This window comes from Billgrantia antri, assembly GCF_017868935.1.
In the GTDB taxonomy this organism is placed as follows: Bacteria; Pseudomonadota; Gammaproteobacteria; order Pseudomonadales; family Halomonadaceae; genus Halomonas; species Halomonas antri.
Genome location: NZ_CP053383.1, coordinates 1,063,865 through 1,085,332 on the forward strand (window position 1 = coordinate 1,063,865; position 21,468 = coordinate 1,085,332).

Annotated in this window: 23 protein-coding genes; all 23 read left to right on the forward strand. The window is 63.9% G+C overall.

Annotation, left to right across the window (positions count from 1 at the left end):
* Positions 1 to 69 precede the first annotated feature (69 nt).
* The 23 genes from HNO53_RS05115 (at position 70) to HNO53_RS05225 (ending at position 21,390) form a co-directional block, all read left to right on the forward strand.
* Positions 70 to 2,067, forward strand: a complete 1,998-nt coding sequence (locus tag HNO53_RS05115) for a DNA topoisomerase III (protein WP_209476755.1) — start codon at positions 70 to 72, stop codon at positions 2,065 to 2,067.
* Positions 2,068 to 2,887: 820 nt separating this feature from the next.
* Entirely contained in the window at positions 2,888 to 3,163 is a 276-nt protein-coding gene (locus HNO53_RS05120; RefSeq protein WP_209476756.1) for a hypothetical protein, read from the forward strand.
* A 104-nt stretch (positions 3,164 to 3,267) separates the two neighbouring features.
* Positions 3,268 to 3,801, forward strand: a complete 534-nt coding sequence (locus HNO53_RS05125) for an STY4534 family ICE replication protein (RefSeq protein WP_089684733.1) — start codon at positions 3,268 to 3,270, stop codon at positions 3,799 to 3,801.
* A 92-nt stretch (positions 3,802 to 3,893) separates the two neighbouring features.
* The gene (locus HNO53_RS05130; RefSeq protein WP_089684731.1) at positions 3,894 to 4,133 is read left to right on the forward strand and encodes a hypothetical protein; all 240 of its coding nucleotides are present in this window, start codon (positions 3,894 to 3,896) and stop codon (positions 4,131 to 4,133) included.
* A 144-nt stretch (positions 4,134 to 4,277) separates the two neighbouring features.
* The gene (gene pilL2 / locus HNO53_RS05135; RefSeq protein WP_209476758.1) at positions 4,278 to 4,922 is read left to right on the forward strand and encodes a PFGI-1 class ICE element type IV pilus protein PilL2; all 645 of its coding nucleotides are present in this window, start codon (positions 4,278 to 4,280) and stop codon (positions 4,920 to 4,922) included.
* On the forward strand, positions 4,915 to 5,679 hold the full coding sequence (locus tag HNO53_RS05140) for a hypothetical protein (protein ID WP_209476760.1): 765 nt from the start codon (positions 4,915 to 4,917) through the stop codon (positions 5,677 to 5,679). The genes pilL2 and HNO53_RS05140 overlap by 8 nt, the downstream gene beginning before the upstream one ends.
* A 19-nt stretch (positions 5,680 to 5,698) precedes the next feature.
* Complete coding sequence (locus HNO53_RS05145; protein ID WP_209476762.1) at positions 5,699 to 6,442, forward strand: TIGR03759 family integrating conjugative element protein; 744 nt, start codon at positions 5,699 to 5,701, stop codon at positions 6,440 to 6,442.
* A gap of 9 nt (positions 6,443 to 6,451) precedes the next feature.
* Positions 6,452 to 7,036 (forward strand): transglycosylase SLT domain-containing protein, encoded by a 585-nt coding sequence (locus tag HNO53_RS05150; RefSeq protein WP_209476764.1) that lies wholly within the window; start codon positions 6,452 to 6,454, stop codon positions 7,034 to 7,036.
* A gap of 14 nt (positions 7,037 to 7,050) precedes the next feature.
* Positions 7,051 to 7,626, forward strand: a complete 576-nt coding sequence (locus tag HNO53_RS05155; protein ID WP_209476766.1) for an integrating conjugative element protein — start codon at positions 7,051 to 7,053, stop codon at positions 7,624 to 7,626.
* Between the two features lie 9 nt (positions 7,627 to 7,635).
* On the forward strand, positions 7,636 to 9,819 hold the full coding sequence (gene traD / locus HNO53_RS05160) for a type IV conjugative transfer system coupling protein TraD (RefSeq protein WP_209476768.1): 2,184 nt from the start codon (positions 7,636 to 7,638) through the stop codon (positions 9,817 to 9,819).
* Positions 9,788 to 10,078 carry a hypothetical protein gene (locus HNO53_RS05165; RefSeq protein WP_209476770.1) on the forward strand — a complete coding sequence of 97 codons (291 nt, stop codon included), beginning with the start codon at positions 9,788 to 9,790 and terminating at the stop codon, positions 10,076 to 10,078. Before traD ends, HNO53_RS05165 begins: the two co-directional genes overlap by 32 nt.
* Position 10,079: 1 nt before the next feature.
* On the forward strand, positions 10,080 to 10,772 hold the full coding sequence (locus tag HNO53_RS05170; RefSeq protein ID WP_209476771.1) for a TIGR03747 family integrating conjugative element membrane protein: 693 nt from the start codon (positions 10,080 to 10,082) through the stop codon (positions 10,770 to 10,772).
* A gap of 194 nt (positions 10,773 to 10,966) precedes the next feature.
* Positions 10,967 to 11,329, forward strand: a complete 363-nt coding sequence (locus HNO53_RS05175; RefSeq protein ID WP_209476773.1) for an integrative conjugative element protein, RAQPRD family — start codon at positions 10,967 to 10,969, stop codon at positions 11,327 to 11,329.
* Positions 11,329 to 11,544 (forward strand): TIGR03758 family integrating conjugative element protein, encoded by a 216-nt coding sequence (locus HNO53_RS05180; protein ID WP_209476775.1) that lies wholly within the window; start codon positions 11,329 to 11,331, stop codon positions 11,542 to 11,544. The genes HNO53_RS05175 and HNO53_RS05180 overlap by 1 nt, the downstream gene beginning before the upstream one ends.
* A 43-nt stretch (positions 11,545 to 11,587) precedes the next feature.
* Complete coding sequence (locus HNO53_RS05185; protein WP_209476777.1) at positions 11,588 to 11,950, forward strand: TIGR03745 family integrating conjugative element membrane protein; 363 nt, start codon at positions 11,588 to 11,590, stop codon at positions 11,948 to 11,950.
* Entirely contained in the window at positions 11,950 to 12,333 is a 384-nt protein-coding gene (locus tag HNO53_RS05190; RefSeq protein ID WP_163559715.1) for a TIGR03750 family conjugal transfer protein, read from the forward strand. Before HNO53_RS05185 ends, HNO53_RS05190 begins: the two co-directional genes overlap by 1 nt.
* Positions 12,330 to 12,977, forward strand: coding sequence for a PFL_4703 family integrating conjugative element protein (locus HNO53_RS05195; protein ID WP_209476778.1), 648 nt, complete (start codon positions 12,330 to 12,332; stop codon positions 12,975 to 12,977). The genes HNO53_RS05190 and HNO53_RS05195 overlap by 4 nt, the downstream gene beginning before the upstream one ends.
* Positions 12,974 to 13,852, forward strand: a complete 879-nt coding sequence (locus HNO53_RS05200; RefSeq protein ID WP_209476780.1) for a TIGR03749 family integrating conjugative element protein — start codon at positions 12,974 to 12,976, stop codon at positions 13,850 to 13,852. Before HNO53_RS05195 ends, HNO53_RS05200 begins: the two co-directional genes overlap by 4 nt.
* Positions 13,849 to 15,294, forward strand: coding sequence for a TIGR03752 family integrating conjugative element protein (locus HNO53_RS05205; RefSeq protein ID WP_209476782.1), 1,446 nt, complete (start codon positions 13,849 to 13,851; stop codon positions 15,292 to 15,294). Before HNO53_RS05200 ends, HNO53_RS05205 begins: the two co-directional genes overlap by 4 nt.
* A 61-nt stretch (positions 15,295 to 15,355) precedes the next feature.
* Positions 15,356 to 15,808: a TIGR03751 family conjugal transfer lipoprotein gene (locus HNO53_RS05210; protein ID WP_476695654.1), complete on the forward strand. Its 453-nt coding sequence runs from the start codon at positions 15,356 to 15,358 to the stop codon at positions 15,806 to 15,808.
* A complete protein-coding gene (locus HNO53_RS05215) occupies positions 15,808 to 18,729 on the forward strand; it encodes a conjugative transfer ATPase (RefSeq protein WP_209476784.1) in 2,922 nt (973 codons plus the stop codon). The genes HNO53_RS05210 and HNO53_RS05215 overlap by 1 nt, the downstream gene beginning before the upstream one ends.
* Positions 18,730 to 18,814: 85 nt before the next feature.
* A complete protein-coding gene (locus HNO53_RS05220) occupies positions 18,815 to 19,867 on the forward strand; it encodes a nucleoid-associated protein (RefSeq protein ID WP_209476786.1) in 1,053 nt (350 codons plus the stop codon).
* A gap of 5 nt (positions 19,868 to 19,872) precedes the next feature.
* Positions 19,873 to 21,390, forward strand: a complete 1,518-nt coding sequence (locus HNO53_RS05225; protein WP_209476788.1) for a hypothetical protein — start codon at positions 19,873 to 19,875, stop codon at positions 21,388 to 21,390.
* The last annotated feature ends 78 nt before the right edge of the window (positions 21,391 to 21,468 follow it).

Consider the following 21,468-nt stretch of genomic DNA (forward strand, 5'->3'; position numbering starts at 1 on the left):
CCTTTCTTGCTTCGCGCGCTTCCATCGCCTTGCCATGCTGCCCTCCACGTTCATGAGGGAGGCGAGCCAATGCGTGTATTCCTGTGCGAGAAGCCTTCGCAGGCCCGAGATATTGCCCGCGTGATCGGCGCCGGCCAGCGCAGCGAGGGCTTCCTGAAGGGCGAGGGGTGTGTCGTGACCTGGGGCTTCGGGCACCTGCTCGAGCAGGCCCCTCCGGAGCAGTATGACCCAGCGCTCAAGCGCTGGTCGATGGAGGCGCTGCCGATTCTGCCTTCGACCTGGAAGATGGAGATCAAGAAGAGCGGCCGCAAGCAGTTCGGGGTGGTGAAGAAGCTGCTGGGCCAGGCGACTGAAGTGGTGGTGGCCACCGATGCCGACCGGGAAGGGGAAACCATCGCCCGTGAGCTGCTGGATTACTGCGGCTATCGGGGGCGGGTCACACGCTTGTGGCTCTCGGCCCTGGACGACGCCTCGATCCGCAAGGCCCTGGCCGGCATCAGGCCCGGAGAGGCGACCTACCCGCTATATCTGGCTGGGCTTGGGCGTAGCCGGGCCGATTGGCTGGTCGGGATGAATCTGACCCGGGCCTATACGGTGCTGGCCCAGCGACAGGGGCATCAGGGTGTGCTTTCGGTGGGACGTGTGCAGACGCCTGCGCTTCGGCTGGTCGTGGATCGCGACCGGGAGATTGCCAACTTCGTACCCCAACCCTTCTGGGAGGTCGTGGCTCAACTCCAGGCGGCAGGCGGCACCTTCCAGGCGAAGTGGCAGCCGCGTGATGCCTCGATCCAGGATGCCGCTGGGCGCTGTATCAGCGAGGAAGCCGCCCGGTCGCTGGCTCAGCGAGTCACTGGGCAGCAGGGGCGTGTCGGCCACCTCGAGACGAGCCGCAAGAAGGAGGCGGCGCCGCTGGTGATGGACCTGTCATCGCTGCAGCAGGAGGCCTCGCGCCGCTTTGGCTACGGTGCCCAGCAGGTACTGGACATCGCCCAGGCGCTCTATGAAGCCCACAAGGCAACCAGCTACCCGCGAACCGACTGTCGGTATCTGCCGGAGTCGCAGCTCGAGGAGGCCGAGCGCATCGTGACGATGCTGCTGCACTCGGATGAGGCGCTGTCGCCGCTTCGCCAGCGCCTGGACACGACCCGCAAGAGCCGCGTCTGGAACGACAGCAAGATCACCGCACACCACGGCATCATCCCGACGGCGGCATTCGATCTCGCCAAGCTGAGCGATGCCGAGCGCAACGTCTACGACCTGATTCGTCGCCACTACCTGGCCCAGTTTCTGCCGGCTCACGAGTATGATCGGACCGAGCTTCGGGTGGACCTGGAGGGCGAAGCGTTCGTGGCCTCAGGGCGGCAGGTGCGTGTGGAGGGGTGGCGCATGCTCTTTCCCCGGGCGGCTGCTGGAGAGGGCGATGAGGAAGAGCGGGAAGCGTCTCCGCTGCCAGCTCTGAGCGAGGGAGAATCCTGCCAGGCCCGGCAGCTTGAGGTGCTGGCCAAGCAGACGACTCCGCCCAAGGCCTTCACCGAGGGCACCCTGATCGCCGCCATGAAGCATGCCGCTCGATTCGTGACGGACGAGCGCCTGAAGGCGCGCCTCAAGGAGACCGCCGGCATCGGCACCGAGGCAACGCGGGCCGGTATCATCGAGACGCTGCTGAAGCGTGGCTTCATCAAGCGGCAGAAACGCGCCCTGGTCTCGACGCCGACCGGCCAGCAACTGATCGATGCGCTGCCTACCGTCATCACCAATCCCGGCATGACGGCGCTCTGGGAGCAGGCGTTGGATGACGTCGCGGCAGGGCGACTGTCGCTGCAGGAGTTCATGGGGCGTCAGGCCGGCATGGTAGAGAAACTGGTACAGCATGCGCGGGAGTCCACGGTGACGATGCCTCAGCCGAAGAGCAAGACGTGTCCGGAGTGTCAGGCACCTATGCGTAAGCGCCAGGGCCAGTACGGTGCCTTCTGGGGCTGCTCGCGCTACCCGGAGTGCCGCGGCATGTTGCGCGACAAGGCGCCCGGGAAAGGCGCCGGCAGCCGGCGTAAGGCGGCATCGCCTTGACCGTGAAAGGGGCAGGCTCAATAATAGAACTTGTACCCCGTTGGTTGCTGACGGTCATCACGCAACGCCCTTTGAGCCTGCGGCTCGAACCCCCAAAGCGGCAGCGCCTCGCGAGACTGTCGCGTCCCACTCCCTACCTTTGAAGCCAGAGCCACTGACTTCATTGCTTCCACCGGGATACGAGGCTCCTTTATCCCAGGCCAGCTTGGTTGGTTGGCCACCTCTCTCATATGACGACCGGCCTGCCGGCTACCTTGATCCAGGGTGGCGGGCAGGCCGGTTGACGTTTCCACGCTGGAAACGCCTGCCCTTCTGCGGAGCCCGCCGCATCACCAACGGGAGCCCTTTGTACAGGGATCTGTGCTTGATCGACCGAATGCGTCCGCGAAGAGATTCGGGTGCTACCGTGAGCGAAGCATGGCAACGAGGGACATGCCTTGGCTCCAGTTGCATGGCGGACATCCTGGTACTTGTCGATACGGCGACGACCCTGTTGATGCCCTCTATGGTCTTCAATCCCAAGACGTGGCGTGCCGCGTCTTGCGAGTGGGGATATTGAGGAGACGCTGACGAAGAAGTAAGCAGCCTCCCAGTGGGCAAGTGCCGCCGCTGGCGGCCCGGTGGTCTCGACCGGCTCCAACCGAGACACCCCAGGCACCCAGGCGTTTCGAGGGTGCGCCGCTTGGCGGTACGCCGCCACCCAAGGCCTCGCGCATCCCGAGACGAGGCCGCCCATCAGGGCCGGATGCCACTGCTACCACCCATTCGGGGAGATGCCTCCCCAGGGGGGCGGACCCCCTGGAACCTGGAGGAATACCCCATGGCCACGATTGTCGACGACCATGTCATGGTCTGTGACGACTGCCTGATGATCATCGGCAATGACGATGCCACCGGGCTGGATCACTTCCTGGATGAAGAGAGCGCCGCCGCCCGCGAGCGGGAGGTGCGTGACGCCATCGCCGCAGCGCAGCGCGACGGGAACACCCTCGTCGTCGGCGATAGCGAGCAAGACGAAGCGTTCTCGACGTCATCCTGCGGCTGCTGCCACACCAACCTGGCGGGCTCTCGGCACCACTGCGTGCTGATGGGCTGAGCCAGCGCCTGAATCCACCCCTTGCCCACCCGGGAAGCCACTCGACTTCCCAGGGGGGGCGAGTGTCTCCCGGGCGCAGACTGAAACCACCGAGGAGACACACCATGACGGTCACCACTCACCAGAGTGCCACCACTGGCTTCTTCGATCTTCATATCACCGGCCTTGGCTACCTCAATCGCATCCGGGAGGTAAAGCCGAAGCGCGGAGACGCGTTCTGGGCATGCGATATCGCGGCCCTGAATGGTCCCGCGGACGATGTGGGCTACACCCGCTTCGACTGCCGGATCAGCGGCCGCGATGCCGAAGCGCTCGTCAAACGCTGCCGTCAGGCAGTCTACCAGGGCCGCAAGGTGCTGATCGGCTTCAAGCTGGGCGACCTCTGGACGGATACCTTCGTCTATTCCAAGGGCGACAAGGCCGGCCAGACCGGCGTCAGTCTCAAGGCCCGCCTGCTGTTCATCAGCTGGATCAAGGTGAACGGCGAGATGGTTTACCAGGCGCCCCGCCGCGACGAGCAGGGTGCCGGTAACGACAGATCCGCTGACTCAGCGGAGCAGCCTGAGTCCGTCAATGGCTACGCCGCTGCCCACTCGGGAGAAGCGGCCGGCTCCTTCGATTCGCCGGCCATGCACTGAGCCACAGCGTTTCTATCAACCCACCCAGCCGGGGAGTGACCTCCCCGCTGTGGAGGCTCTTCTCAGCAATGCAGTTCACTGGAGGAAACCCCATGCGAGTCGAGATGAACCAGCTGCTCTATGACGCCCAGGATCCGATGTGCAAGTACATCCTGAGCGCGAGCGCCGGCAAGCTGTATGCCTTCGTGCAGTGCATTGATCGTGGTATGGATCTCAAGGCCCGCTATCGCGCCCGCTACTGGGGCGAGTATAGTCATGATGATCCGGAGGGCAGTATCCGACATATTCTCGCCCATGGCGGCAAGTGGCCGGGCCTGCCCACTACCGCGTGACCCAAGTACTTCTGTCTTAGAAGAACGCCCCACCCCGGGGCGTTTTTCATTTCCCGCCTGATTACGCTTTTCAATCGACCCGCCCCCGCAAACCCGAGAACCTCCTGCCTCAACGCCATTGAATGGACTCCCTTGAGGCAACGCATGCTCAACCTTCCCACCCTCTCGACCGCTGCGCTGATCACCACCACGCTGCTGGCGGGCTGTGCCCATCAGCCGCCACAGTCCCCCGAACCTTCGGACTTAGACCCCCTGGTGCTCTCGCTCCCGTACTTCGAAGTGGATGGCGAGCGGCATCGGGCCGTGGTCACCGGCCCCAACCCGCCGACGACCGAGGCCGTGACGCCGGACATCTATAGCGACGAACTGCCTTCCGTCGAGGTGATTCGCACCGGGCGCTACCAGCTGGTGGCGACTCAAGCCTCGCTGGGTCAGCGCTATCTCCTGGAGCAGACCATCGACGTGCGCATCCCGGCATCCATGACCACCACCGTGGAGGATGCGCTGTATCACACCCTGCGCCATACCGGCTATTCGCTCTGTCCCGCGCCCGGTCTCGCCCAGCGCACCCTCTACCGCAAGCCGCTGCCGGCGGCCCACTACCGGCTGGGCCCCATGCCGCTCCGCGAAGCCCTGCAGGTGCTGGGCGGTGACGCCTGGGAGCTGGAGGTCGACCCCGTCGCCAGAGAGGTCTGCTACCAAGTGCGGGATATTCGCTATGTGCCGGGGCATGGCGACGACAGTCGCGACGAGAGCACTGCAGCGGTGACGGAGGTGAGCGATGAGTGAGCCCACCGAGCTAACGCCCGACCACAAGCCGATTGGCCACGCCTCCTCTGCGAAGCACCGCGGCAAGCAAGGGGCAGGGAAGGGCAGCAGGAAGGCCCTCTACGGCCTGCTGGCGGTCAGTCTCGCCGGCGCCGTGGTGTCAGGGGCTCTGCTGTTGAGGCCGGCGCCCGATGAGGTGCCGATGGAATCCCTGGTGCAGTCCCAGGTGCAGCAGGCCGTGGTGCCCCTGGAAGAGACGCTTGCCCGAGTGGAATCACAGCAGGCGGCGCTGGAGCAGCGCCTGACGCGTCTGGATCAGCGCCTCGAACAGGCCGAACAGCAAGTTCAGGAAACTGCTTCTGCCATCACTGCCAGGCAAGCTCAGCTGGAGCAGCTTGAGCCCCGTCTCGCTAGCCTGGCCGAGGAGCTGAGCCGCCTGGATAGCGAGCTCAACCTGCGCATCACCGCCCAGAACGAGCAGATCCATGCGCTGAGCGAGCGCCTCGAGCAGAGCCGGCAGGCGGCGTCACGCCCGGCTCCTGCCCGCCAGGCGCCGCGGCCAGCGGCCCCGCCGTCGCCCTCGTTCCAGGTCACCGGCGTCGAGTCCCGGGGCGGGCGCCCCTACGTTGGCGTTTCTCCCAACGGCTTGTCGAGCCTGCGGGATATCCGGCTGCTGGGCATAGGGGATCGCCAGGATGGCTGGGAGCTGACGAGGATCCGCGGCACCCACGCCGTTTTCAGCCGCAACGGCCGCTCGGTCGACGTCCAGATTCCCTGAGCCCACCGGAGATCCTGCGATGACCACTATGACACGTGCTGTTCTGCCCGTTGTGACCGTTGCCATGGCGCTGCTGGCAAGCCAGGCCGATGCCCAGCCCACCCCGGAGCGCCGCTCCGACGCCTCCGCCGTGATTCAGGAGGCCCAGCGGCTGCTCGAGAGCGAGCGCACCACCACGCGCACGCAGCGGGCCGAAGCCTGGAAGCTGACCGAGCGCGACTGGGAGCGCTACGAGACGCTGATGGAGGGGCCGCGGGGGATCTGGTCGCCCGACATCGACCCCATCACCGCCCTTGGCGTGGAGGCGCGCAGCGCCGAGGAGCGCCGCCGCTATGCGGAGCTGCTGGTGGAAGTGGAGCGGGCCCGCACCGAGCGGGAGCTGGCGTTCCAGCGGGCCTACGACGAGGCCTGGCAGCGCCTCTATCCCGACGAGATGCCGGTGGATGAGTTCACCCTGCGGCCGCGCAGTGCATTTCACTTCACCGACGAGGGCGCGCTGCAGGCGCGGCTGACGGTGTATGTGGCACTCGAGGCGTGCGAGCGTTGCGACAGCACCGTCAGCGAGCTGATGGCCCAGGGCGCCCAGATGGACATCTTCGTGCTCGACAGCGACGGCGACGACGCGGTGATACGCGACTGGGCGAGCCGCGTGGGCGTGCCGGCAGACCGCGTGCGGGCGCGGGACATCACCCTCAACCACGGCCAGCCGGACCCCGAGCACGGTATCACCGTGGGGTCGCTGCCCCAGGTCTACCCGAGGTGAGGGGGCGGAATGAAGATGACAGCATGCCGACGCCTGGTGATGGGATGCGCGCTTGCCTGTGCCCTGGCGGCGCTGTCATCGCTGGCCAAAGCAGCCGCGGTGCCGCCGGCCTATTTCGATGCCGCAAGCCTGCATCAGGTCCCGCCCGAGGTGCTCTATGCGGTGGCCACGGCGGAATCGGTGGTGAGCCTGAAGGCGGGGCGCCGGCCCTGGCCCTGGACCCTGAACGTGGCAGGGGAGGGCTTCCACTTCGCGACTCGCCAGGCGGCCTGCGACGCCCTGATGCTGGCCCTCGAGGAGACCCGCGTCGTAGACGTGGGGATCGCCCAGCTCAACGTGCGCTGGCAGCCGCAGCTGTTCGGCACCGGCAAGCGCTTTCCCCACCCCTGCGATGCCCTGGACCCCTACGCCAACCTGGAGGAGGCGGCCCGCCTGCTGCGCGGCCACTTCGAGGCCACCGGCGACTGGGTGAAGGCGGCCGGGCGCTACCACCGTCCCGCCGGCGGGGAGCCGGCGGCCCGCTATCGCCGCCTCGTCGCCGCCGAGCTCGAGCGGCTGAAAACGTCTCGCCAGCAGCAGCTGGCGGCCAACTAAGGGAGAGTCGACCGATGGTGAAACGTGATCGCTGCCGCTGGGCGTTACCCGCCTTGGTGGGTGGGCTCCTTGGGCTGCACGCCGCCGGCGCCCAGGCAGAGACCATTCCCCCAATGTCCCTGGCCGAGCGGCCTGCGTTGGAGGTGCTCGCCGATCATGGCGGTGAGCCGGCCCGCCCCTACTTCGTCGCCATCGGCATGGCCGACGTGCCGGAGGAGGAGGGCTACGCGCCGGACCCGCGTGCGCCGGTGCCGTTCAGCGAGGCGGATATGCTGCCGGTGACCAGCGAGCGGTTATCTCCCGGCGAGGTGCGCTTCCGCCCGCTGGAGCTGCCGAGCCGCATGACGCCTTTCTTCCTGGTCGGTGACGATGCGCTGTCGCTGCGCTGGCTGGAGGCCCGCGGGGAGACCCTGCGCGAGCTCAACGCGGTGGGGCTGATCGTCGAGGTGGCCGCGCCCGAGGGGCTTGAGCGCCTGCGCGAGGCGGCGCCGGGGCTCGAGCTTCGCCCCACGCCGGGGGACGACCTGGCCGGTCGGCTGGGCCTTGCCCACTACCCGGTGCTGGTGACCGCCCAAGGGCTGGAGCAATAGGAGCGTGCGATGAACCAGACACACCCCCTGGAGGCGCTGCTGCGCCCGGCGGTAGAGCTTAACACCGCCCTGGTCTGCCTGGCCTGTGCGGTGCTCTGCATCATGGCGCCCTGGTCGCTGGCCCTGTCGCCGAGCGTGGGTTACGGCATGGCGGCGGGCTTTTCTGCCTTCGGGCTGTGGCGTGCCCGGCAGGCCTGGGTGGTACTGCGCTACCGTCGCAATATGAAGCGCCTGCCGCGCTTCGCCCTGCGCAGCCGGCAGATTCCGGTTAGCCAGCGGCTGCTGTGGATGGGCAAGGGCTTCAAGTGGGAGGCGCGCCACACCCAGCGGCTCCATGAGAGCCAGCAGCCCCACGTGCAGCGCTACCTGCGTCCGGGGCCGGCCTACCGCGTCGCCCGGGAGCTAGAGAACCGGCTGGAGCGCTATGGCGCCGGCCGGCCGCTGGTGAAGCTGCTCGCCGCGGATGTGCCCTGGAATCCGGTGCGCCCGCTGCCGCCGGTGGGCGGCATGGCGGCACTGCACGCCGTGGAGTGGAAGGAGCGCGACGTCTACCTGCCCTTGGGCGAGCGGGTCGGTCACACCCTGGTGGAGGGCACCACTCGGGTCGGCAAGACCCGGCTCGCCGAGATCCTGATCACTCAGGACATCCATCGCGGCGACGTGGTGATCGCCTTCGACCCCAAGGGCGACGCCGACCTGATGATCCGCATGTATGCCGAGGCGCAGCGGGCGGGCCGCGGGGATGCGTTCTACGTCTTCCACCTGGGCTGGCCGGATATCTCGGCGCGCTACAACGCCGTGGGCCGCTTCGGGCGCATCTCCGAGGTGGCGACCCGGCTTGCCGGCCAGCTCTCCGGGGAGGGCAACAGCGCCGCCTTCCGCGAGTTCGCCTGGCGCTTCGTCAATATCGTGGCCCGGGCCCGTCATGCCCTGGGGCAGCGCCCCACCTACGAGCAGATCCTCTCTGACGTGGTGAACATCGACGGCCTGATGATCGAGTACGCCCAGCAGACCCTGACCCGCCACGACCAGCACGCCTGGGAGCGCATCACCACTATCGAGGGCAAGCTCAACGACAAGAACATCCCCCGCCAGTTTCAGGGGCGCGACAAGCGGGTGGTGGCCATCGAGCAGTACCTGCAGCAGATCAAGGTGGTGGACGCCGTGCTCGAGGGGCTGCGCAGCGCCGTGCGCTATGACAAGACCTACTTCGACAAGATTGTGGCGAGCCTGCTGCCGCTGCTGGAGAAGCTGACCACCGGACGCATCGCCGAGCTGCTCTCGCCGGACTATGACGATATCGAAGATCCTCGGCCGATCATCGATTGGCAGCAGATCATCCGTAAGCGCGGCATCGTCTACGTGGGCCTGGATGCCATGTCTGATTTCGAGGTGGCCCAGGCGGTGGGCAACTCGATGTTCGCCGACCTGGTCTCGGTGGCCGGCCATATCTACAAGCACGGCATCGATGACGGCCTGCCGGCGGTGAACGGCCAGCGCATGGGCAAGGTGCCGATCAACCTGCACTGCGACGAGTTCAACGAGCTGATGGGTGACGAGTTCATCCCGCTCATCAACAAGGGGGGCGGCGCCGGCATCCAGGTCACCGCTTATACCCAGACCCTCTCCGACATCGAGGCGCGCATCGGCAACGCCGCCAAGGCCGGCCAGGTGGTCGGCAACTTCAACAACCTGGTGATGCTGCGGGTGCGCGAGGAGAAGACCGCTGAGCTGCTGACCCGCCAGCTGCGCCAGGTCAATGTGGCTACCCGCATGCTGGTCAGCATGGCCTCCGACTCCAGCGACATCGCCAACGATATCGACTTCACCAGCAGCGGCGGCGACCGCATCAGCACCGTGCAGGTGCCGACCATCGAGCCGGCGGACGTGGTCTCGCTGCCCAAGGGGCAGGCCTTCGCCCTGCTCGAGGGTGGCCAGCTCTGGAAGGTGCGCATGCCGTTACCGCTACCCGACAGGCACGAGGATATCCCCGGCAGCATCGCCGAACTCGCCGAGCGCATGAAGCGCGACTACACCACCGGCGAGCAGTGGTGGACCGCGGTGATGCCACCGCCGGTGAACCTGGAGCTGAGTGACCTGGGGACAGAACTCTCCGTAGTGGGTAACGAACAACCCACGTCTCAAGCAATGGAGAACCCAAATGAACATCGAGACAGTGCCCATGACAGCTGACGCTGCGGCAACCGCCATCGTCTCCAGCGTCGCCCTGGAGAGCGGCTCCCTGAGTGAGCTGCCTCAAGCTCTGTTCGGGCTGCTCGATTACGTGGTCATCGGTATCGATCGCGTCGAGCTGACCCAGCGCGCCTATCGCAAGAGGCTCTCGCCGGTGTGGGAACAGGGCGAGCACCCCCATGAGGGGCGGCTGATTCTGCACTATCACGACCGCCGTTGGTCGCTACTCTGCTCGCTTACACCGGTGAGGGTGCACTGAGATGGCCACCGCAGAGCGTGCCCAGGAGACGAGGCGCGGCTGGCTGGCCACGCTGTTCGGCCTGCCATTTCAGATCCTGGCGGTGCTGGTGGTCTCGCTGCTGATGTCGGTACTGGTCGAGTGGGCGGGGGTCTACTGGCAGTGGTGGAGCCAGCCTGGGGCCCAGCACGCCCTGGAGACCCTGGAAGCGGAGGTGACCCGGCTGGATACCACCTTCACCCGCTCGCTGCTGGTCTCGGACCCAGTGGCCCTGGCCACGGGTGCCGTTACCGGCGCCTACGATTGGCTGTTCATCAGAAGCGGCATCTCGGGGTGGCTGGAGAGTAACGCCACTCAGGGTGGATGGCTGGGTACCTTGCATACCTACCTGCAGGCAGCGATCTATGTCACGCTGATGACCCTGACCCGGGTGGTCATTCTGCTGCTCACCTCGCCGCTCTTCGCCCTGGCGGCCCTGGTCGGCTTCGTCGACGGCCTGGTTCGCCGTGACCTGCGCCGATTCGGCGCGGGACGCGAGTCCGCGTTTATCTACCACCATGCCAAGCGGGCCATCACACCGATCTTCGTGGTCGGCTGGCTGCTCTACCTCAGCGTGCCCTTTGCCGTCCACCCCAACGCCTTCCTGCTGCCCTGCGCGGCACTCTTTGGCCTGCTGGTCAGTATCGCCACGGGAAGCTTCAAGAAGTACCTCTGAGGCCTCACATCGCAGGCCTTTTGCGGCCTCGTCCTTATCGTCCGGAGCCTGAGAGGGCTCCGGCGCTTGCGTGCCTAGGGTGTTGAGCGAGCACAGATAAACGTCGTGTGCGGCGCTTATGGTTTCCTGCTGCGCTGCACCCCGGCGGGCGACAGGATGACGGCAAACACAGCCAACGGATGGACTGTCTAGCCATGACGCTTCGCCGCTTGCCACGAGCCCTGTCGCCCCTGCTCCTGATGCTGCTGACCGCTCAGTTCGGCGCTCCCTATGTCGCCTATGCCGACGAGCGCGACGGCGTGCGCGATGAGATCGCCCGCCAGGACCTGGCCCTGATACAGGACCAGCTGGCCCAGATCCAGCACATCGTGGATCGGCTCGAGAGTCGCGTCGGGGAGTTCGACCCCTATACCACCCGCGTCTTTCTGGACGTGCCGCGTCTGCGCCGTGACCTCGAGGCGGTGGCCGAGGGCATCGACGACGTGCTCGCACCCCCTCGCTTGCCACCCCGGCAGCCGGCACCGCTCGCCGGTGACTACCTGCGGGAGCTGCGCTGATGGAGGCCTTCGCCGCCGGTGCCGGCTTCGAGGCGCCACCCCTGGGCGTCCTGATTGCCGGGGTGGGCTGCACCGTGGTGCTGCTCTGGGCGTGCTGGAGCGCCATCTCCTCCTACCGAGGCTACGCCAAGGGGCGCGTCAGCGGCGACGACTTCGGCTTTGCCGCCCTGCGTGCCGTCTTCCTGGTCGCGGTGATGTTCTGGATTTTCCTCTGAGGCCGCAGGCCTCGCACTTCCGTCATTCAACAAGGAGCTCGTTATGACTACCGTGCGTTCACTCTTCTCTCGTGCCCGTACCCGGGGCCTCGCCGCGTTGGCTGCCGTAGGGCTGGTCCCGGCTCAGGCCATGGCGCAGGGGCTTCCCACCATGGAGGCGCCGTCACGGGGGGAGGGCGATGGCCTTCTCACAACGCTCCAGAATTATCTCTATGACTTTGGCGCCCTGGGCGGCCTGATCCTGGCCACGGTGGCGTTCCTGATCGTCGCGATTGCCGCCATTGCCACCTTCAACGAGGCCCGGGTACGCGGCGAGTGGTCGAAGTTCGGCGTGGTGGTCGTCGTTGGGGTGGTGCTGATCATCGCCATCATCTGGCTGGCCACCAAGGCGGCGGAGATTCTCTGATGGCCAACCGTCTCGACTTTCTGCCGACCCGCCTGAACGCCGCGCCGGTGGTGTTTCGGGGGATGACCGGGCATGAGGTTGGGATGATGGCCCTGGGCGGCCTGGCCGCGGGCCTGCTGCCGGGCGCGATCGGTGCCTGGCTGCTGGGGGCCATCGCCATGGTGCCCACCGTGGCCTTTGCCTGTGCCGGCATGGCGCTCTACTTCGGTGGCGCCGTGATGCGGCGGCTGCGTCGCGGCCGTCCCGCCTCCTGGCTCTATCGCAGCCTTCAGTTCCGCCTGGCCCGGCAGGGGATACGCCTGTGGGGCGGCGAGACCCTGATCACCCGCTCCGGCCCCTACTCGCGGCGGCGGATGCGCTACCAGCCGGGAGGACGACCATGAGTCGCTTTCGTCACGCCCTGAGCGCCCGGGATGCCCATATCACCACCCTGCGCCTGGTCATCGTGGTGCTGGCACTGTTGAGTGCCGGCCTGTGGTGGGGCTGGAAGTCGGCTCCGGAGAACCTGACCATCCACAACCCGCCCGACCTGCGCTCCGGCAGCACCCGCGCTTGGTGGGAGGTCGACCCGTCGAGCGTCTACGCCTTCGGGTTCTACGTCTGGCAGCAGATCAACCGCTGGCCCGCCGACGGCCAGACCGACTATCAGCGCAACCTGCAGGCCTACTCGCCCTTTCTCACCCCCTCCTGCCAGCGCTACCTGGATAACGACTACGAGACCCGCAACCGCCGTCAGGAGCTTTCCGGGCGGGTGCGCGGCATCTACGAGATTCCCGGGCGAGGCTATCGTCCCGAAGCCGTGGAGATCCTCAGTCGCGACGCCTGGGTTGTGACCCTGGACATGGCCATCGACGAGCAATACGCCGGCACGCCGGTGCGCGACCTGTTCATTCGCTATCCGCTGCGCATCGTGCGCGCCGACGTGGACCCGCAGCGCAACCCCTGGGGCCTGCAGGTGGACTGTTTCGATGGCATTCCCCAGCGCCTGTCTCTACCAGACGCAGCGAAGCAAGGAGGCTCCTCATGAAACGGATGATACTGGCCTGCCTGGCGAGTGTGGCGCTGGTCGGCGAAGCCATGGCCGTGGAGATCATGCACTGGGAGCGCCGCCCCCTGGAGATACCGCTGCCGGTGGAGGAGGAGCGCATCGTCACCCTGGACCGCAACGTGCGGGTGGGGCTGCCCCCGGCCCTGGCCAACCCCGTGGTGCTGCGCGTGCAGAGCACCGGCGGCGTGCTCTACCTGAAGGCCTTTGAGACTTTCGAGACCCAGCGCGTGCGGGTGCAGGACGTGGAGAGCGGGGATGTGCTGCTGTTGGACCTCTCGGCCCGCGAGGGAGCCAGCAGCGAGGAGATCCTGGTGGTGGACAGCCGCGAGGCGTCGCTGGCCAGGGCAAGCGGGTCCTCGGGCAGCAGCGGAGGGCGGGCGTCAGAGGCGTCCCGGCCGGCGGCTCAAGCGTCAGGCGGTGAGCCCCCGCGGGCCAATGCCACGCCGGTGCCCGTGCTGCTGACCCGACATGCGGCCCAGTCCCTCTACGCGCCACAGCGGACCATCGAGCCCCTGCGCGGCGTCTCCCGTGTGCCCATGCGGCTACCTGAGTCCTTGCGCACCCTGCTGCCGTCGCTGCCGGTGACCGCCACACCCCTGGGCGCCTGGCAGCTCGATGGCTGGACGGTCACCGCGGTGAAGCTCGAGAACAACGACCGGCGGCGCGCCTTCGAGCTCGACCCGCGCTGGCTGCAGGGGGAGTTCTACTCCGCGACCTTCATGCACCCCTACCTGGCTCCGCGGGGCTCCGTGGAGGACACCACCACGGTCTTCCTGGTCACCCGGCGCGGCGGCCTGGACAGGGCGCTGATCCCGCTGGAGGAGACGGAAAAGGCCGAGGAGGGCGCCTCATGACCCTGCGCAGCAATACCCTGCTGAAGGTGCTGGTCCCGGCGCTGCTGGTGATCGTGCTGCTGATCGTGGTGCGCGGCCTGAGCGGCGGCGGTGATACCGGAACGGACGCCGAGACCGCGGAGGCAGACCCGACGCTGACCCTGAGCGACGATGAACTGCAGGCGCTCGGCATCGAGGGGGATACCCCGCGGGACACCGTGGCCACCCTGGTAGGCCACGTGCAGGCCATGCGTCGCGACCTGGAGCAGGCCCAGGCGGAAACCCAGGCGCTGCGCGACCAGAACGAGCGGCTGATGACCCGCAACCAGGACGTGGAAGGCGCCATCGACGAGGCTCTGCGCCGTGAGCGCGAACGGCTGCGTCAGGAGATCGGCCAGTCCCAGCCGGACAGCTCCATGCTGGGCACGCTGCAGCGTCAGCTGGACCAGCTGCGCCGCCAGGTGGACGGGCAGCGCGACGATGACCTGCCCATCGGCCTGGGCCTTGAGGGCGGCGGTGGCCCCAGCGGGACAGCCTACTCGGGCCCCGGCTCGGCGCAAGCGCTGACCTGGGTCGAGCCTCTGGACGCCCAGGAGGACGAGCGTGGGCGCGGCGAGACCACCTTCCCGACCCGCTTCGGTGAGGCCGCCGGTGAGCTGGGCGAGGCGGCCCGGCGCGGCTCCAGTGCGGTCGAGAGCCGGGTGACCGGACGCCCCGATGAAGCCAGCGTAGAGCCCGTCTACACCCTGCCGGAGAACTCCACCCTGATGGGCTCGGTGGCCATGACGGCGCTGCTGGGCCGGGTGCCGATCGATGGCACCGTCAATGACCCCTATCCGTTCAAGGTGGTGATCGGCCGCGAGAACCTCACCGCCAATAGCATCACCCTTCCCGAGGTGGAGAGCGCCATCGTCAGCGGCACGGCGACAGGCGACTGGACGCTCTCCTGCGTGCGCGGCCAGGTCAACTCGATGACCTTTGTCTTCGAGGACGGCACCGTGCGCACCCTGCCGGCCCCGGAGGACGTCAATTCCGGCGACGGCTCGGGCCGCACCACCATCGGCTGGCTCTCCGATCCGCGGGGCCTGCCCTGCATCCCCGGGGAGCGCAAGACCAATGCCCAGCAGTTCCTGCTGACCAGCTTCATCCTCGGCGCCGCCGAGCAGAGTGCCAGTGCCGTCGCCATGGGCGAGGTCACCACCAGCGTGGACAGCGGCGGCGTGGTCAGCGGCCTCACCGGCAGCTCCGGCCGCTATGCGGCCAGCCAGGCCCTGGCCGGCGGCGTCTCCGACGTGCGCCAGTGGGTGCAGGAGCGCTTCGGCCAGACCTTCGATGCCGTCTACGTGCCGCCCGGCCAGCCGGTGGCCATCCATATCGAGCGTGAGCTGCCCATCGACTATGAGACACAAGGAAGGAGGGTGCGATATGACCGCATGGGCGCGGATGTCCTCGATCTGCCGTAGTGGCGTAAATCGTGCTGCGAGAAGTGCTGCAAAAAGCTCCGCCAGGCCTTTGGCAGCGCTGATGACCATCCTGCTGGTGGCGGGCTGCGCCACCTCCCAGGAAGAGCTGATGCCGGTGGGCGATACCACCATGATGGAGATCTGGCAGCACCAGGCCGGCCACAGCACCGGCGAACGCCGCCTGCTGGACGTGCGCAGCGAGCTGCGCCGACCTCTGGACAGCCCGGAGCTGGTCAGCGTGCAGCTGCGCTACAGCCGTGACGCCAGCAACGAGATCTACAGCCAGTTCCGCCGCCTGCCCAATCCGGACCTGGTGATGTACGTCTTCCCCCATCTGGCCGGGACCGAGCAGGTGCCGGTACCCGGCTACTCGACGGTGTTTCCCCTCTACCAGCGCACCCAGTACGCCATGCCCGGGGAGAGCGCCCGCCCAACCGCGGCGCTGGGTGAGGGGAAAGGTGAAGTGCCGGGCGAAGGGCTGAGCGAAGGCCCGAGTGAGAGGAGGGCGCACTGATGTCCAAGTTCGACGACCTGATGAACCGGCTGTTTGGCAGCGCCCCGGCCGGCGACAGCGGTCCGGGCCAGACGCAGGAAACCGCGCTCTCAGACCGGGATGAGGCCGAGCAGGACGAGACGCCAGCGGCCGAGCCGGAGGCGCTGGCCGCGCTCAACAGCGACGTTCACGGCCGGCCGCTGGCCCTGCCCCGGGGCAAGGCGCCCTCCGTGGCTGAGCTGCGTTCGCACTTCCGCCGGGCGCCGTCTTTCAGCAATTACCTGCCCTGGGTGGAATACCTGCCGGAGTCGGGCTGCTTCCTCCTCGAGGATGGGGTCTCGGTGGGCGTGGTGGCCGAGGTCTTTCCCATCGCCACCGAGGGACGCGCCCCGGAGTCCCTGGAGGCGATTCGCGACCAGATCGAGGCCGCCTTTCAGGACAGCCTGCCGGAGTATGAGCAGCACCCCTGGGTGGTGCAGCTCTTCGTCAAGGATGAGGTCGACGCCCGCCCCGACCTGGAGCGCATGCGCGACTATGTGCGGCCCCGGGCCCGGGAGACCGAGTTCACCCAGGACTGGCTGGCGAGCATGGACGCCCACCTCAAGGCCATCTCCAAGCCGGGCGGGCTGTTCCAGGACGACGGGGTGACCCAGACCCGCTGGCGGGGCCAGACCCGTCGCACGCGTCTGGTGCTCTACCGCTGGCTCGGCAAGAAGCGCCAAGCGGGGGAGCGTCAGCGGGGGCTCTCCCCCGAGCAGGCCGCCAATCAGGTCTACGGCAGGCTGGCCGCCGCGCTGCGCGGTGCGGGCCTGCGCCTGGAGCGCTACGACGGACGCGCCTTTCACCGCTGGATGCTGCCGCGCTTCAACCCGCGCCCGCGGCTGGCCCCCGATGACCCGGCGCGCTTCTATGCCTTGTGCGACTACCCCGAGGATGCCGCTGCCGTGGCCTGGAACTACGACCTGGCCGAGGGAATGCTCTTCAACTCGCCCCGCGGCGACGTCGAGACGGGGCTCTGGTGGTTTGATGGGCTGCCCCAGTGCTGCGTGGTGGTGGAGGAGATGCGCCGAGCTCCGGTGGTGGGCCACCTCACCGGCGAGGTGCGCCGCTCCGATGGCCAGGCGAGCAATGCGCTGATGGACAAGTTACCCGAGGGCACCGAGGCGGTGCTGACCATCGTCGCTACGCCTCAGGAGCCCCTGGAGGACCATATCAACCGACTGCACCATAAGGCGGTGGGTGACAGCGTGCTGGCACGCCAGGTCCGCGAAGACTGCGAGACCGCCCGCCGCTATCTGGGCCAGAACCACAAGCTCTACCAGAGCACCCTCGCCTTCTACCTGATGGGCGAGGACGAGCAGGATCTTCAGCAGCGCAGCATGGAGCTGGCCACCCAGCTGCTGCAGGTCAACCTCTCGCCGGTGGACCCTGAGGATGAGGTCGCCGGCCTGAACACCCACCTGCGCTGGCTGCCGATGAACTTCGACCCGGAGCAGGATCGCAAGAACCGCTGGTACACCCAGTTCAACTACGTCCACCACCTGGCCAATCTGGCGCCGGTGTTCGGGCGTGGCCGTGGCACCGGCCACCCCGGCATGACCTTCTTCAACCGCGGCGGCGAGACTTTCAGCTTCGACCCGCTGAACCTCGAGGACCGCTCGGCCAACGCCCACATGCTGGTGTTCGGCCCTACCGGAGCCGGCAAGTCGGCCACCCTGAACGGTGTGCTGAGCCAGGTCATGGCCATGCACCGCCCGCGGCTCTTCATCATCGAGGTGGGCAACAGCTTCGGGCTGCTGGGCCATTACTTCGAGCGCAAAGGGATGAGCGTCAACCAAGTCAAGCTGTCGCCGGGCTGTGGGGCGAGACTGCCGCCCTTCGCGGCGGCCACGCGGCTGCTGGAGAACGAGGTGGAGGAGAGGCGCCTGGCCCGAGACGCCGAGGACGCCAATCCTTTCGAGGAGGCGCCCGTGGAGGAAGAAGAGGAGCAGCCCGACGAGGAGCGCGACCTGCTGGGCGAGATGGAGATCACCGCCCGGCTGATGATTACCGGCGGCGACCCCAAGGAGGAGCGGGAGTTTCGCCGCGCCGACCGGCGCATGGTGCGCGACGCCATCTACCGGGCGGCGGAGCGCTGCCGGGAAGAGGCCCACGACTGCATGACCCAGGACGTGCGCGAGGCGCTCTATGCGATCTCACGTGACACGGAGATCCCCGAGGAGCGGCAGCGCCGTGCCTATGACATGGGCGAGGCCATGGGGCTGTTCTGCGACGGCTTCGACGGCGAGGTGTTCAACCGCCCCGGCACCGCCTGGCCCGAGTGCGACGTGACCATCATCGACCTGGCCCACTTCGCCCGGGAGGGCTACGAGGCCCAGCTCGCCCTGGCGGTGATCAGCGTGACCAACATGATCACCAACCTGGCCGAGCGCGACCAGTACAGCGGGCGGCCCATCGTCCAGGTCATCGACGAGTGCCACCTGCTCACCGTCAACCCGCTGCTCAGCCCCTACCTGGTCAAGGTGGGCAAGATGGGCCGCAAGCTCTCCCACTGGATCTGGATGGCCACCCAGAACCTCGAGGACTTCCCGGACGCGGCCCGCAAGCTGCTCAACATGATCGAGTTCTGGCTGTGCCTCTACATGCCCCCGGACGAGATCGAACAGGTCAGCCGCTTCAAGGAGCTCACTGCCACTCAGCGCAAGCTGATGGCCTCCGCCACCAAGGTCTCGAAGAAGTACACCGAGGGGGTGGTGCTGTCAGGGCGCCTGGAAGCGCTATTCCGGGTGGTGCCCCCCAGCCTCTACCTGGCCCTGGCCGGCACGGAAGGCGAGGAGAAGGCCGAGCGCATGCGGGTGATGCGAGAGCAGGGCTGCTCAGAGCTCGATGCGGTATTGACTATCGCTAAAAAGTTAGATCTGGCAAGGAATATAGGCTGTTGATTTGGAGTATTTCTTTTTGCCTGCTGCTTGTTTGTTAGGGGTGATTTGCTATGATTTATTGAGTCTGATAAAGCAAGGGTTAGGCATGACTGACATCGATGTTTTGGAGTATTCGCTTCACAGAGTTGATCTTCAAGAGGTTGGCCCAGTTCTTTTGGCTGTAGATGGGTCAGCTTCTGGGTTGAAAAAATACGCTGAAAGAGTCCTCAAGGAGCTTTTTGAAAGCTCTAGGGCAAGGTATTTTAGGTTTCAAAGTATGGGAGAGCTGGTTGCCTCTTCGCTTGTCGATATTTTGGATGGGGGAGATTGGGGCGATAAGTCGTCTGAGATAGCTAAGAAGCTGTATGACGTTGAGGTTGATGTGCAGGAAAGGGTTGATAAGCTCGGAACAAAGGTTCGAAGGGGTGGTCTGCTACAGATAAAAATAAAGCACGAGGGGAAGGTCAAATTTGTAATAACAAAAATTGACGATGATGATTTTTTTGATGAGACTGAACTGGAGTTGAAGAGTGGGCTTCCTGCGTCTAAGGCGCGCTTACAAAAAACGGCTGTGGCGGCTTTTAGTGACGAAAAAGTTTGTGAAGAGCTGATTTTGTCTGATAGTAAGCCAACCATATCTGAGTACTGGTATCGCTATTTTCTTGTTGCAGCTCAGCTGACGGACTCGGAAACAAATACAAAGAATGCGTTCCAGTCTATAGAAAGGCTTCTGAATCGAGAAGTCAAAAAAGTTTCTTCGGTAGATTACTGGTTTTTAAGAAACGAAATTGTTGGTCATTTCAGGAATGAGGAGTCTTTAGCATTCGACGATCTAGTTGAAAAAGTGGCAAAGCATAAGCCAGAGTCTGAGGTCTTTAAAGACAAGTTCCCTGGTTTTTTGGATGCATTCAGAAATCTGCCCAAGTCATCCTCTAAACCTTTTGAAACGCAGTTTGACATTGCTCCGGGTGTGATTAAAGCAAAAATAATAAAAAAGATATTCTTGGATCAGAACTTTGAGTTAAGGATTAGTGGTGAGGTGGAGGACCTAAGAACGAAGATTAGTGCTGACGAAGACAGCAAGGGGAAGTTTGTTAAAATATATTCTGATGCTGGTTACGAAGAGTTTAAGAGTAGAGATCCTAGGAGTGGGGGTTGAGCCCTATGTCTTTTCTGGAAGATGTTTTTAAGAGTGTGACCGCTCACCCAGCACTGAATGTTTCAGAAAATCCTGAAATATGTAAGGCAGATATTTTTGGCGTTCATATTGATAGCATACCATCAGAGAGGAGGCTTCTGCTCGAAAAAAGATTGGTAGAAGCCGTTGATGCTGGCATGGAAGTCAACCTTATATTTGAGGTAGAGTACAGTGAGCCAATTTATGTTTCAGGGAGCAGTGTTGATGATATCAATAAAAAGCTTGACGAGTTGGAGGACGTGGCTGGAGATGGCGGGAAGGTAAAAGTTGAGCTGAGAGTTGTAAAGCCAGAAGGCGGACCACTAAATATATTCTCAATCAGTGCGTTTTCGTCCTATTTGAGTGGATTGGATTTGGAGGGAAGGTTCTCTCTTTGGTCGAGATATATTTCCTCTGGTCTCGGTAATGTTAAGGTTTGGAGTGATGTTTCACCATTTGAGACACGCTCTTTATATTTCTCATCAGTGGATCAAGATATATCAATTCCCCCTGGTGATGAGCTGGAAAGGCACAAGGCTATTGATAATAGAAATAAGTGTGGTCATTTTGCCAATTCTTCGCAGTTCGATTTCTTGCCGGAGGATTTTTTTATACTTAAAGGCAAGGCTCCAGAAAGCCTGAGTGAGCACTTTTATGAGCTTTCTATATTTTCCTTAGTTATTTTCCTGTCGGACTTTTCTTTGGTGGAAGAGAGTTCGCTTAGCTACAATCTTAAGGGCTATAAGACAGTGTCTGGGGTGGTTGGTTTATCAGATGTTTTGGGGGCTAATGGTGACGAATTAAGAGAAATATATGAATGGGTGTATTTGGGTGGAAATTTCTCTGACAAGATAGGTATTGCCCGAAATGTCATGTCGATTCATTTGGAAAGTGAATCTATTTTGTCGATTGAAAAAGGGACTTCAAGGTCAATTAGGTCAGGGTATGATCTTTATCTTAAGGAGAATGTGAAGCAGTATATTGATATTAAGAATAAAATATCAGAATTTATGCAATCTCAGTCTGATAAGGCTTCAGAAATAACAAAAAACATGTTTTCAATGTTTAAGACAGGGATTTGGTCTTTTGCCACATTTCTGATTAGTGTTTTTTTACTTAGGGTTATTGCCCGGAGTGATGAGTCAAATGCTTTTACGCTTGAGGTTGTTCAGGTTAGTGTTTTTCTGTTTGTTTTTTCGTGCGTGTATTTATTTGTCTCGTTAATGGAAGTTAATTCCGATAGAAATAGGCTTCTTGAAAAATATAGGGCTATTAGGGGGCGGTATGAGGACTTACTTGATCCCAAGGATCTAGATAAGATTATTGATACTGGCAAAGTGATAAGTAGGGAGAAAAGTTTTGTTGACAAAAAAAGGAATCGTTATGCATTTTTTTGGATGTTGGTTAATGTGGCTTTCTTGTGCTTTGTGGTAAGTATGTATTTTGAATGGGCATGGTTTTGGTTTTTGCTTGAGTATGGCTCTTCGAGGTTTGGGAGTGAATGAATTTAAGCATCGTTATGGTGCCACTTAGGGTGCTGGTCGATTAGCCTACACCCTGCTTTCCTACTCGAATCAGCCCTG

Excerpts from the sequence above, each read along its gene's own strand:
- HNO53_RS05115 (WP_209476755.1), top strand. The coding sequence starts at position 70 with ATGCGTGTATTCCTGTGCGAGAAGCCTTCGCAGGCCCGAGATATTGCC.
- HNO53_RS05120 (WP_209476756.1), top strand. The coding sequence starts at position 2,888 with ATGGCCACGATTGTCGACGACCATGTCATGGTCTGTGACGACTGCCTG.
- HNO53_RS05125 (WP_089684733.1), top strand. The coding sequence starts at position 3,268 with ATGACGGTCACCACTCACCAGAGTGCCACCACTGGCTTCTTCGATCTT.
- HNO53_RS05130 (WP_089684731.1), top strand. The coding sequence starts at position 3,894 with ATGCGAGTCGAGATGAACCAGCTGCTCTATGACGCCCAGGATCCGATG.
- pilL2 (WP_209476758.1), top strand. The coding sequence starts at position 4,278 with ATGCTCAACCTTCCCACCCTCTCGACCGCTGCGCTGATCACCACCACG.
- HNO53_RS05140 (WP_209476760.1), top strand. The coding sequence starts at position 4,915 with ATGAGTGAGCCCACCGAGCTAACGCCCGACCACAAGCCGATTGGCCAC.
- HNO53_RS05145 (WP_209476762.1), top strand. The coding sequence starts at position 5,699 with ATGACCACTATGACACGTGCTGTTCTGCCCGTTGTGACCGTTGCCATG.
- HNO53_RS05150 (WP_209476764.1), top strand. The coding sequence starts at position 6,452 with ATGAAGATGACAGCATGCCGACGCCTGGTGATGGGATGCGCGCTTGCC.
- HNO53_RS05155 (WP_209476766.1), top strand. The coding sequence starts at position 7,051 with ATGGTGAAACGTGATCGCTGCCGCTGGGCGTTACCCGCCTTGGTGGGT.
- traD (WP_209476768.1), top strand. The coding sequence starts at position 7,636 with ATGAACCAGACACACCCCCTGGAGGCGCTGCTGCGCCCGGCGGTAGAG.
- HNO53_RS05165 (WP_209476770.1), top strand. The coding sequence starts at position 9,788 with ATGAACATCGAGACAGTGCCCATGACAGCTGACGCTGCGGCAACCGCC.
- HNO53_RS05170 (WP_209476771.1), top strand. The coding sequence starts at position 10,080 with ATGGCCACCGCAGAGCGTGCCCAGGAGACGAGGCGCGGCTGGCTGGCC.
- HNO53_RS05175 (WP_209476773.1), top strand. The coding sequence starts at position 10,967 with ATGACGCTTCGCCGCTTGCCACGAGCCCTGTCGCCCCTGCTCCTGATG.
- HNO53_RS05180 (WP_209476775.1), top strand. The coding sequence starts at position 11,329 with ATGGAGGCCTTCGCCGCCGGTGCCGGCTTCGAGGCGCCACCCCTGGGC.
- HNO53_RS05185 (WP_209476777.1), top strand. The coding sequence starts at position 11,588 with ATGACTACCGTGCGTTCACTCTTCTCTCGTGCCCGTACCCGGGGCCTC.
- HNO53_RS05190 (WP_163559715.1), top strand. The coding sequence starts at position 11,950 with ATGGCCAACCGTCTCGACTTTCTGCCGACCCGCCTGAACGCCGCGCCG.
- HNO53_RS05195 (WP_209476778.1), top strand. The coding sequence starts at position 12,330 with ATGAGTCGCTTTCGTCACGCCCTGAGCGCCCGGGATGCCCATATCACC.
- HNO53_RS05200 (WP_209476780.1), top strand. The coding sequence starts at position 12,974 with ATGAAACGGATGATACTGGCCTGCCTGGCGAGTGTGGCGCTGGTCGGC.
- HNO53_RS05205 (WP_209476782.1), top strand. The coding sequence starts at position 13,849 with ATGACCCTGCGCAGCAATACCCTGCTGAAGGTGCTGGTCCCGGCGCTG.
- HNO53_RS05210 (WP_476695654.1), top strand. The coding sequence starts at position 15,356 with ATGACCATCCTGCTGGTGGCGGGCTGCGCCACCTCCCAGGAAGAGCTG.
- HNO53_RS05215 (WP_209476784.1), top strand. The coding sequence starts at position 15,808 with ATGTCCAAGTTCGACGACCTGATGAACCGGCTGTTTGGCAGCGCCCCG.
- HNO53_RS05220 (WP_209476786.1), top strand. The coding sequence starts at position 18,815 with ATGACTGACATCGATGTTTTGGAGTATTCGCTTCACAGAGTTGATCTT.
- HNO53_RS05225 (WP_209476788.1), top strand. The coding sequence starts at position 19,873 with ATGTCTTTTCTGGAAGATGTTTTTAAGAGTGTGACCGCTCACCCAGCA.